We start from the raw sequence: 9,235 nt of genomic DNA on the forward strand, positions 1-9,235 counted from the left end.
GAGCGAGGGTTAGGTCGACAGGCCACCCGCCTTGATCAAGCTGCGATACCCACCCTTGGCGTTGTGGGTGTGCGTCACCTCGTTGATCGACCAGCGACCCCGCATGTAGGCAGGCCAGCTCTCATCGAGTTGCAATACACCTTCGGCCGTCAGCAACGGGTTGCCCGGGCAATCAATCAAAAGGATCACGCCTTCGCGGCGCCCACGCAGAAGCTCGCCCTGCGCTACCGCCCGGGCTTGCGCCTCGGTCTGATAACGCTGGCTCAAGGTATTGAACGGCGCGATGCCCACCTCAACCACTTGCTGCTTGCCTGCGGCAGCGTCCCACCATTTGACGCGAGAACCCTGGAAAACCGCCTTGGATTTTTCGTCGTACTTGGCGCTGATAAACGCTTGCTTGCCAGGACGGTTGTCTTGGGTGACAGACAAGGTCACTTCGGGCAAGTCCACGCCGGAAATCGATTTGACCTGCCCTTTTTCTGCCAGCACATACAGCTCATTGACCGGTTTTCCCACTGCGTAATGTTGCCTGGCAAGGCGGGTAATAAAGGCCATGTCACTTTCGTTGGACTGGTCAATATGGGGAATCGCGATGCCCTCCAGCGACGGCGCCACGCGCGGTGAAAAACCATGCCGGGTCACCAATAAGCGAAACAATGCCCCCAGCGTCGTCGGCCCGTAACTGGCGGAGCGGCGCTGACGGTAACCGCTCTCGTCGGTCATGCTGAAGGGGGCCGCCGTGGCCATGATCACCAGTTGCATGGGAAACAGCATCGGGGTGCGCCGGGTGATCAGAAACTGCCCCTTCTCCACCAGCCCCGTTTCTTTATAACCGGCTCGAAAACCAATCTTGCCGCCCAGGTCGGGCAAACCGTCCAGGCCCTCGATGTTAATGGTCAGCTCCAACACATCCGACTTGAAACCGGCCGCATCGGTATGGCTCCACTGCATCACCCGTTGGTTGAGCAACGCCGCATGGGCGCCGTAGAACTCCATGATCGGCGTGAATTCCATGGCCATTTCGCCTCCTTAATCCCAGGCCAGAACCGGCCGGGCAACCGCTGGCCGCGACGCCACTTCCGGCACGACCACCCACACATCGGCCGGCAACACCGGGCCATATTCGGCAAGCCCGGGGTTGACGCGCCACAGCAACTCCAACGCGGCGTCATCACAGCGGCCCAGCTCGCGGTAGAGCAACAGGTTGACCGAGTCGCCAGCAATACTTCGTACTCTACGCATTGACGAACTCCTCAAGTGTCAGGGTCCAGGCGATGACCATGGCGGTGCCGTCGTCGATCACGTTGCTTTGGGTTTCCGTCACCGCGCTGATGCGCCAAAGCCCCCAATTGCGGCCAATACCATCGACCAACGGCAACGGCGCCCGCGCATTCTGCAAGGCTCGCAATTCGTCGAGGCGCTGCATGCCCAAGGCATACATGGCCGTGCCGGTGAAGGTCAGTTTTTCCAGCTTTTGACCGTTCTGCCGTGATTGGGGCTTGCTGGCGATAATCTCCAGACTGACCCAACCCCCATCGCTGTCACGGGTCAGGGCCGAATAAGCAAAGCCACGGGACAAGCCAAAAATAAAGTCGCCCAATACCATCTGTTGTCGCATCACGCCACTCCATCGGTCAGTGCCGCATCACGCCGCGTCACCAGCAGGTTGTCGATCGACAGCGGAGAAAATTGCGCCTCGATCTGTTGCACCACCAGCGCTGCCAATTGTTGATGGCTGGCCTGTTCGGGCGCACTGATATTGATTTGCGGGGCGAACGTGATCTGGCGGTTGTCCGCCTGGGCACTGTTCAGTTGTTTGCTGATGTCGCTGGCAGAGCCGAGACGGTCGGGCGTATTGCTCAGTTTTTCACCGACCTTTTCACCCAATGCCTGGCCCAGGTCATTGCCGGCCAGGCCGCCAATCATTCCGCCAAGGGTGCCCCCTATAAAGGCGCCCGCCAGCGTGCCCGCACCCGGAGCGATCAATGAGCCAATGGCCCCGCCCACAAACGTTCCGACCGTGCGGCCAAGGAGCATCCCGCCATACCCCACGGCCACCGTCCCCACCGCCGAACCGACGGCACGGCCTACCGCCTTGGAGTCGTTGGCCTGCAAACCACGCACAGCATTGACCGCCGCCCCCGCCAAGACCAGCGGCATAGCCACCCGCGAGCCCAGCTTCGTCGCCTTGCTGGCTTTTTCCATAAAACTGGACGCGGCCTTTTTTGCAGGGCTGGCTTGGCTGCTCAACACCTCACCGCTACGGCGAACCTCAACCTGGGTGATGGCCGGGTTTTTACTGCCACGTCGATTGGTGTTGGGCGGCGAGCCCTTGCGTTTGCCTGGCTTGTCTGGCTTGCCTGGCTTATCCGTTTTTTTGGTTTCGGCACTGTCGCTGAACAGTTCGCCTAATTTGGGGTGAATGCGCGCCGCCCCTTTTTCCAGGACCCGGCCTGCGACCTTGTCGAACACCTTGTCCGCTACCGCCCCCAAAATACCGCTCAGCAGGGGCGCTATCGCCGCGCTAAGCAACGTAATCGCAGCAGTGGCCTTGGGCATTACCTCGGCCAGCCCGTTCAAGCCGTCGACCAATTGAGTCATGCCTGCCAATGCAAGATCGACCACCGGTGCCTGCGCCTTGTCGACGGTCGCGGAAAGCCGGGTGGTACTAGCGTCATAAGCCTGCCTGGCGTTTTGCGTCGACGCAGGCGCCGTCGAAGTTTTACCGGCATCCCCGGCAGGCGCCTGCGTCTGCCTTAGGTCGATCATCTTGAGCAACGAGGCATTGAACGACTCAAGGGTGTTGCGCAACCGCTCCTGCTCCACCGTCAAACTGCTGATAGCCAGGCTGGCATTGGCCAGTGCCAGGCCCAAGTTCGACAACGGTGCCTGTACCGCATCCAGCACGCTGGGGCCTGTAAGGCTCTGGGGTGGGGGCGATGCGACGCTCAAGGCAGCCCTGTCGTACTGCTGCCCTGCAAAGGCCAAAGAAAAATTGTTGGGCATCCCGCTCTACTCCTGTTTAACGCCAAGGCGATTAATCGCGATGTCGTAGCGGCGCAATGCTTTCCCGGCGTCCCAGTCGAGGATTTCCGCTTCGTTTACCTGGTAAACCAGCGGCACCACGTCAAGGATCACTTCGATGTCGCGTTCCGAAAGAAGTCCGCCGGTTTGTTTAAAAAATCGTCGATGCGCTCCTGCAGTTCCGTCCAGTCGGGCACGGTGAGGTCGGCAAGGTCTGGGATCATCAGGCCGGTGCAGTGGGCGGTGATGAACTCGGCGCGCTCTTTGTTGGTGGCGAGTTTTTTCATCGCTTTGGTGGCACGCAGCGCAGGCATTTCCAGCCCGAGCGTGGTCAGGCTGCGGCCAGCGGCCTCGAGGGGCAGTAGCAGGCTGACGCGCTCGTGGGTGGACGACGCGTCGTGCGCCTCCAGGAAGAACGAAGCAGGCTGGGTCGACATTTCGTGTACGTACTGGGCAATGCTGACGTAGTCCGGACGCTTGAGCTGGTCGAGTTCTTTTTCCGAAAGGCCGGTGGCCAGTTTGGCCAGTTCAAAGAACTGGTCGTCCTCGTCATCGCCAGCGCGGGCCAGGGCGTCTTTTTGCGCGGCGTAGAACAGTGGCTTGAGTTGGACCTGATCGATCGTGGCGCCGGTGTCGGCGGTGATCGGGGACAGCAGGATGTGCAGCGGAGGCATCCAGGCCATGGATTGAGTTCCTTGGTTAAGACAGGGTGTAAAAGCGGTCGAGGGGACGCGGGCGGGCCTGCGGTGCAGACGACTCGGGCGATTGGTTGAGCCGAGGAGTGCCCTCGCAACCAGCCGGTTTCCCCACGGACCGAGCCCAGGGTTAAGGCATCAGCACCGCGCGGCGGGCGTCGCCCAGGATGTCGACACCGTTGAGCACGAATTTTTGCGTGCGCACGTCAATGTCGATCACCGGGATGCCGTTTTCCAGGCGGTTGTAGGTACGGCAGGACAGCTCCAGCGTGGTGGTGGGTTTTTCGCCCATCTTCAGCGCCGCCTCTTCCAGAGATTTGAGCTTGCCGCCCACGGTGTGGTAGGTGAAATAGGTCTTGCCATCCTGGTCCTGACCGGCTTCACGCACGTTGAGCAGGATGTCGTCGCCCAGCTTCACGCCCAGCGCCAACATGATCTCGGGGCCTGCGCCTTGCAGCACCAGTTTGGCGCCCAGCACCTTGCCGCTCTTGGCCATCTCTTCGGCGATGAAACGGCCACCGGACATGGACTGCATCTCGAACTCGATCTTCGGCGGGGTGAACTCTTCCACCGTCGCGGACAACGGCAGGCCTTGAAGGGTGGCCGCAATGGCCTGTCTGACTCGGTTGGTAAACATTAGAGAACGTCCTCCAGGAACTGCTCGATGATTTCATCGCGGGCGTTGAGTTGATAAACCATGTGTTCGTTGGGCGCGTAGCGGCCGTAGTCGATGACGATGAACCAGGTGCCGTTTTTGTACTTCTCGACACTGTTCAATTCCGGGTGCAGGTACACGCTGCCGCCGGGGATGGTTTCGTCGGCGACCAGGGTTTGCAGCCAGTCGTTGATACGCTTGACCTCCTGGTCCATGAACGACTTGGTCAGGTTGTGCGCCATGGCCTTCTGGCCAGCCTTGACCAGCTTGCGGCTGATGGCGTCTTCCAGGCCCACGTAGCTGATGAACTTGCCGGTGATGGAGCGGTTACCCAGCAGCGAGAAACCGCCGAGGATGGTGCGGGCGTAATAGCTCACGCCGTAGCGGTTGAGCAGGTCGCCTTCGGTGGAGGTGTCGAGGATGTTGTACTCGACGACGCGGGAAACGTCCTCGGCGAACGTCACCTGGTTACCCGGGCTTTCCCACTGCTTGACCTTGGCCAGCGCCGCGATGGCCAGCGAGGACGGCGACAGAAACACGTTTTTCTTCGCTGCCTTGGAATACACCGACGGCATGTTGTGCACCAGCAGGCAACGATCGAAGCCCAAATCGGCACCGCCCAGTTCGCCGCTGTAGGTCACCTGGTCGGCCACCGAGGCGTCTTTGCCGTCCAGCACCACACGGGCCTTGATGCGCTTGCCAAAGGCGGCGAACTCACCCGCCACCGCCTTGGTGCCGGTAAAGCCCGGGGCGCCGATGATGGTCAGGTCTTCCGGCACGCTGCTCAGCGCGGCCAGGCCCAGTTTGCGGCCGGTGACGGGCTCGTTGCCGCCGATCACGTTGTTGAGCGTGTCCGCCGGGGTGGTGCCTTGGTCGACAATCACCACGTAGACCGGCACTTTCACCACTTTGAGGATCTGGTACACGGCCTGAAACAACGTGCCAGCCTCGGCGCCGGTAGGGTCCAGCAGCGCCTGGGTGGTGAAGCTGTTGATGCGAAACGGTGCGTTTTTCGGGATCGAGGCATGCGCATTGGGCGCCGTGCCGACCAGGCCGATAACGTTGTCACCCAGGCCACCCATGGCCTCGGGGGATTCGGTGGCATTCACGGTGATGCCGTTGTGCTCGAAGTTCAAAACCTCAGCCATGGTTAGTCAGCCTTCTGAGTGGTAGGAGTGGGGGTCTGGGCGTTGAGGGCACTGGTGAGTTCCAGGCGACCGGCGCTGCGCAGGGCGGATGCTTCGACGTCCAGCAGGCTCAACTCCTCACCGGCGGTGGACCAGTGGCCACCTCCGGTGGGGAATGGGATGAGGACGGTGTAGGTTTGGCGGTTTGCCATGTTTTGAATGCTCCATGTGAGAAACGCCAAAGCCCCTGCGGGAGGGGCTTTGAAGTGGCGAAAAAAAGACCGCTTTCGCGGCGGGGTTACTTCAAAAAGGCTGGCAGCGTGGGCCACACTACTTTGGAGGGATCAGTATCTTGCTGCGGAATATCACGTAGCGTCTTGCGATAAGCGGTTATCTCCGCTCGCTGAGCCTCACTGGCCGGAAAGTCCGGAAGTTGAGTAAAGTCAGAGGCACGCAGCAGTTGATCCCGATGCGACCGGATAGCCGCCCACTCTACTTGTGGAATAAAAAAAGCGGGGGCTGATGGAATATCAGACTGGACATTATCAGGCATCATTAACTCCTTAGTTAAATACTACTTTTTCGGCCAGTGAAAGCTGGGTTTTGAGATCACCTACATTAAACAAGCGACCGTTGCCGACCCGCATCGTGTCAATACGTATGGTCGTGTAGTAGATATTAGGAATGAGGATTCGCAATACGATGTTCCCATTACTATCGGCATACACATTCGGCGTCATATTACCGAAAGCCGACACACTGTGAAGCGACCGATCAGGCTGATAGCAATAGCCCACCAATGTTTCGTCAACAATCTTAGCAGTACCATAACTGTACCCCTGAATATTGAACCAAAACATCTCGGAGTTTACGTTGATATTGAGCGGGACCTTAAAATGCATAAAGACATTGCTCATGCTGCCCAACTCGGTTGACACAAAATCACCTTGTGCCAGCGGTGTGAGTTTTACTCCATTACCGTCAACCCCGCCGGTGGTATAGACGTGCCCCTGCAGCAGGTTTCGGCGAATAGTGCCCAGCGCGGCAGGGTCACCCTCGACATCTTTCAGGTTTCGCCACTCGTTGAACTGTGCCAAAGCACCCGCCATCGTGGTGTTGATGCTTCCGATTTTCCCATTAACAGCAGCCGTCAAATTATTAGCCGCTGCCACGAGCGAGGTTATCGTTGTTTCCAGACTCATTTTCCAACTCCTGAATCATTTAAAAAATACGTTAGTGGTTAGCTTCCAGTGCCATTACGCGAAACAAGAGACTTGTGTGACGGGCCATGTTGTCAATATTGGCAGTGGCCACTATCGCAATATCTTCCGCCAGCAAAATATTCAAGCTCTCACTTCCTACCACAATCGTCACGCTGTCCGCCGGCAACGGCGAAATATCCAGCGTAAACTTTTGCAGTACCCGTGCCGCTGCCGCCTTGTAAGTCAGCAACGTGCCCGCCACCGAATAAACGGCCAGCAACGTCCCGCTGGCGAGGTAAAAACCGAACTCGCCGATTTCATACTCGCCCTCGCCGTCGAATAGCGCGGCCATCCGAAGTTGCCGGTTGCCCAGGTCTTCGTAGTCCACAATCGCCACCCGCTGGCGCTCATCGCGCAAGGCAACTTCAGTGCCGTTTGGGTTGTAACGGCCAGTACCGGCGCCGACGTGGGTGATTTCGCCTTTCAAGCCCTGGTTCTTTGCCTGCAGCACTTCATCCAAACCTTTGGAGGTGAAGCGCACCAGGCGCGTGATTTCATCTGTCATGGCTGCGCCCTGAGGTCGTAGTCGTTAATGGTGTAGTGCCGGGCAACGCCAACACTGTTCAGTCGGGCGTCCAACTTAAAGTCAGGCAAGGCGCCCAAAAGAGAGAACTCGCTGTCGCAGAGTGAACGATGAGCCGCGCTGCTTATCGAAAGTGGCCCGTGGGTTTGATGCACGATGGTGATGGTGCCTTGGTCCCGCTCGCTTTTTGCCGCATTGATACGGCGAATAAGCCGGTTGTGGTCCCCGCTGGACCAGTTGCGCCCGATGATTGCCTGCACATCAAACGTGTAGGGAATACCCTGCGGGCGTTGCTGGTACCAGGCGATGATATTGGGCATAAACCCCAGCGACTCGACCGCATGACTCAACGCCTTGGACGTGCCGGCTTGACGCTGGATCTGCCAGGACAAGGCCACGGTCAAGCGCTTCTCGGCCTCGCTCGACTCGGTATCCCACTCACTGACCCCCCGATCCGCCGCCAGGTACGGCAAAAACTCAGCCGGTGTCTGCAACGGGTCCATCAGTGCCGGAAACGGCGGCACCACCCGATCCAGCAACTGACCAAACCCCACATCCAGCGCCCGTTCCAGCGGTGAGCTGTTGGCCGGTAGCAACGTAGGAAAAGATTCACTCATAACGTACGCACCTCCACTTCAACCCCCGAGCAGTACGGCGCCTGAAACGCGGTGGTCACGATGGGTGCCAGCGGCTCGAGGATTTGCAGTTGCGCGGCCCCGGCGCTGTGGATGGCGTAGTCGATCCAGCTCGGGTCCACGCGCCCTTCCAGCCGATGGCAGGAGTCGGCGTAGGTTTGCAGCAGTTTCTGCGCCTCGACCTGGGTCAGGCCCGAATCGGGGCCGGCGTTGATTTTGGCGATGACGCGGATTTTGTAGCGCAGGATGTCAGCGCCCTGCACGGTGACCCGGTCGGTTTCCGGGCGTACATCCGGCCGGTCGAAGTGGGTGCGCACGCCGTCGAGCAGGTCGGGCGGTGCGGTGCCGTCGCCTTCGCGGGAGAGCACCGTGACCCTGACATCGCCGGGGGCCGTGCGACGGGCGTTGCCGTCCTTGACCCGGGCCGCATAGCCGTCCGGGTTGAAGGTGTAGGTCACCGTCACCACGCCCGCCGAGGTGCTGTTTACTTTGACCGCCGGGCGCTCACCCAAGGTGAAGATTTCGCGGCGGTATTGCATGCGCGAGCCTGCCGCCGGGGCGTGCGGGGCCAGGTAGTAGCGCAGCCGGGCGTCGTCGTCGCTTTCCAGCGTTGGCGGCACTGGCGGGAAGGCGGCCGGGTCGCCAGGGTCGAGCACTTGGCGCTCCAGGCCCATGTCGGCCAGGCGGGCGTCGAGGTTGCTGCCGGTGGCCCACCAGGCCAGCATCTGCTTGATGCGGGCGTTGTATTTGCGCTCGTGGGTTTGCAGGCGCACGCAAAAGGCTTCCAGGGCCAGGGTCAGCAGTTCGCTTTCGTTGTCCAGGCTGACCTTGAGTTTGGCCGCACTTTGCGGGGCGCGGGCGGCCACATAATCGACGACGAAGGCCTTGAACTGCGCCAGCAACGGCTCGAACTCATCGACCGCGATGATCGACGGCTCCGCCAGTTGGTTCTGGCCGGGAATGAGCATGCTCATGTGACTACCTCAAAGGATTGTTGGCGGTTTTTCCAGGTGCCGGCGAAACGCAGCAGCAACCCCGCGCCCTGACGGGTGGCGACGATCACCTGGGGGTCGAAGTCGCCGATGCCGTTCTGCGGGTTGTAGAACGCCTGCGCGGCGTGGCTCTGGGCGAGAATCAGCAGGTCATCGCCCAGGTTCTGGCCCAGCAGTTGCGGGATCATCGAGCCATACAGCGGACGTTTCTGGCGGGTGCCCAAGGGGGTGGTCAGGGCGCGGGTGGCGCGCTGCACAAATTGCAGCCAGTCATCGACGGCTGCTCCGGTGTTGCGATCGATGCCGATCATGGGAGGTCCTT

The 9,235-nt window shown here is 60.2% G+C and carries 15 protein-coding genes; all 15 read right to left on the minus strand.

All coding sequences use genetic code 11. The annotated features are described in order from the left end of the window. Positions 1–9: 9 nt before the first annotated feature. A complete protein-coding gene (locus ACW9H9_RS04615; RefSeq protein ID WP_457341731.1) occupies positions 10–1,020 on the minus strand; it encodes a phage late control D family protein in 1,011 nt (336 codons plus the stop codon). A gap of 9 nt (positions 1,021–1,029) precedes the next feature. Further along, complete coding sequence (locus ACW9H9_RS04620) at positions 1,030–1,242, minus strand: tail protein X (protein ID WP_457341730.1); 213 nt, start codon at positions 1,240–1,242, stop codon at positions 1,030–1,032. Further along, positions 1,235–1,618, minus strand: coding sequence for a phage tail protein (locus ACW9H9_RS04625; protein ID WP_457341729.1), 384 nt, complete (start codon positions 1,616–1,618; stop codon positions 1,235–1,237). Before ACW9H9_RS04625 ends, ACW9H9_RS04620 begins: the two co-directional genes overlap by 8 nt. Further along, complete coding sequence (locus ACW9H9_RS04630) at positions 1,618–3,006, minus strand: hypothetical protein (protein ID WP_457341728.1); 1,389 nt, start codon at positions 3,004–3,006, stop codon at positions 1,618–1,620. The genes ACW9H9_RS04625 and ACW9H9_RS04630 overlap by 1 nt, the downstream gene beginning before the upstream one ends. 6 nt (positions 3,007–3,012) lie before the next feature. After that, positions 3,013–3,138 carry a hypothetical protein gene (locus ACW9H9_RS04635; protein WP_457341727.1) on the minus strand — a complete coding sequence of 42 codons (126 nt, stop codon included), beginning with the start codon at positions 3,136–3,138 and terminating at the stop codon, positions 3,013–3,015. After that, positions 3,135–3,707: a phage tail assembly protein gene (locus ACW9H9_RS04640; RefSeq protein ID WP_457341726.1), complete on the minus strand. Its 573-nt coding sequence runs from the start codon at positions 3,705–3,707 to the stop codon at positions 3,135–3,137. Before ACW9H9_RS04640 ends, ACW9H9_RS04635 begins: the two co-directional genes overlap by 4 nt. A 142-nt stretch (positions 3,708–3,849) precedes the next feature. After that, the gene (locus ACW9H9_RS04645) at positions 3,850–4,356 is read right to left on the minus strand and encodes a phage major tail tube protein (RefSeq protein WP_457341725.1); all 507 of its coding nucleotides are present in this window, start codon (positions 4,354–4,356) and stop codon (positions 3,850–3,852) included. Continuing rightward, positions 4,356–5,522 carry a phage tail protein gene (locus ACW9H9_RS04650; protein ID WP_457341724.1) on the minus strand — a complete coding sequence of 389 codons (1,167 nt, stop codon included), beginning with the start codon at positions 5,520–5,522 and terminating at the stop codon, positions 4,356–4,358. The genes ACW9H9_RS04645 and ACW9H9_RS04650 overlap by 1 nt, the downstream gene beginning before the upstream one ends. Positions 5,523–5,524: 2 nt before the next feature. After that, a complete protein-coding gene (locus ACW9H9_RS04655) occupies positions 5,525–5,713 on the minus strand; it encodes a hypothetical protein (RefSeq protein WP_457341723.1) in 189 nt (62 codons plus the stop codon). A gap of 86 nt (positions 5,714–5,799) precedes the next feature. Continuing rightward, on the minus strand, positions 5,800–6,054 hold the full coding sequence (locus ACW9H9_RS04660; protein WP_457341722.1) for a tail fiber assembly protein: 255 nt from the start codon (positions 6,052–6,054) through the stop codon (positions 5,800–5,802). A gap of 10 nt (positions 6,055–6,064) precedes the next feature. Continuing rightward, positions 6,065–6,703: a hypothetical protein gene (locus ACW9H9_RS04665; protein ID WP_457341721.1), complete on the minus strand. Its 639-nt coding sequence runs from the start codon at positions 6,701–6,703 to the stop codon at positions 6,065–6,067. Between the two features lie 31 nt (positions 6,704–6,734). Then, complete coding sequence (locus tag ACW9H9_RS04670; RefSeq protein ID WP_457341720.1) at positions 6,735–7,268, minus strand: hypothetical protein; 534 nt, start codon at positions 7,266–7,268, stop codon at positions 6,735–6,737. Further along, positions 7,265–7,903: a phage tail protein I gene (locus ACW9H9_RS04675; RefSeq protein ID WP_457341719.1), complete on the minus strand. Its 639-nt coding sequence runs from the start codon at positions 7,901–7,903 to the stop codon at positions 7,265–7,267. The genes ACW9H9_RS04670 and ACW9H9_RS04675 overlap by 4 nt, the downstream gene beginning before the upstream one ends. Continuing rightward, positions 7,900–8,895 carry a baseplate J/gp47 family protein gene (locus tag ACW9H9_RS04680; RefSeq protein WP_457341718.1) on the minus strand — a complete coding sequence of 332 codons (996 nt, stop codon included), beginning with the start codon at positions 8,893–8,895 and terminating at the stop codon, positions 7,900–7,902. Before ACW9H9_RS04680 ends, ACW9H9_RS04675 begins: the two co-directional genes overlap by 4 nt. Then, complete coding sequence (locus tag ACW9H9_RS04685) at positions 8,892–9,224, minus strand: phage baseplate protein (protein WP_457341717.1); 333 nt, start codon at positions 9,222–9,224, stop codon at positions 8,892–8,894. The genes ACW9H9_RS04680 and ACW9H9_RS04685 overlap by 4 nt, the downstream gene beginning before the upstream one ends. Positions 9,225–9,235 lie beyond the last annotated feature (11 nt).

It is taken from the genome of Pseudomonas sp. SDO5215_S409 (genome assembly GCF_054071325.1).

Excerpts from the sequence above, each read along its gene's own strand:
- ACW9H9_RS04645 (WP_457341725.1), bottom strand. The coding sequence starts at position 4,356 with ATGTTTACCAACCGAGTCAGACAGGCCATTGCGGCCACCCTTCAAGGC.
- ACW9H9_RS04655 (WP_457341723.1), bottom strand. The coding sequence starts at position 5,713 with ATGGCAAACCGCCAAACCTACACCGTCCTCATCCCATTCCCCACCGGA.
- ACW9H9_RS04640 (WP_457341726.1), bottom strand. The coding sequence starts at position 3,707 with ATGGCCTGGATGCCTCCGCTGCACATCCTGCTGTCCCCGATCACCGCC.
- ACW9H9_RS04675 (WP_457341719.1), bottom strand. The coding sequence starts at position 7,903 with ATGAGTGAATCTTTTCCTACGTTGCTACCGGCCAACAGCTCACCGCTG.
- ACW9H9_RS04660 (WP_457341722.1), bottom strand. The coding sequence starts at position 6,054 with ATGCCTGATAATGTCCAGTCTGATATTCCATCAGCCCCCGCTTTTTTT.
- ACW9H9_RS04620 (WP_457341730.1), bottom strand. The coding sequence starts at position 1,242 with ATGCGTAGAGTACGAAGTATTGCTGGCGACTCGGTCAACCTGTTGCTC.
- ACW9H9_RS04685 (WP_457341717.1), bottom strand. The coding sequence starts at position 9,224 with ATGATCGGCATCGATCGCAACACCGGAGCAGCCGTCGATGACTGGCTG.
- ACW9H9_RS04670 (WP_457341720.1), bottom strand. The coding sequence starts at position 7,268 with ATGACAGATGAAATCACGCGCCTGGTGCGCTTCACCTCCAAAGGTTTG.
- ACW9H9_RS04615 (WP_457341731.1), bottom strand. The coding sequence starts at position 1,020 with ATGGCCATGGAATTCACGCCGATCATGGAGTTCTACGGCGCCCATGCG.
- ACW9H9_RS04650 (WP_457341724.1), bottom strand. The coding sequence starts at position 5,522 with ATGGCTGAGGTTTTGAACTTCGAGCACAACGGCATCACCGTGAATGCC.
- ACW9H9_RS04680 (WP_457341718.1), bottom strand. The coding sequence starts at position 8,895 with ATGAGCATGCTCATTCCCGGCCAGAACCAACTGGCGGAGCCGTCGATC.
- ACW9H9_RS04665 (WP_457341721.1), bottom strand. The coding sequence starts at position 6,703 with ATGAGTCTGGAAACAACGATAACCTCGCTCGTGGCAGCGGCTAATAAT.
- ACW9H9_RS04630 (WP_457341728.1), bottom strand. The coding sequence starts at position 3,006 with ATGCCCAACAATTTTTCTTTGGCCTTTGCAGGGCAGCAGTACGACAGG.
- ACW9H9_RS04625 (WP_457341729.1), bottom strand. The coding sequence starts at position 1,618 with ATGCGACAACAGATGGTATTGGGCGACTTTATTTTTGGCTTGTCCCGT.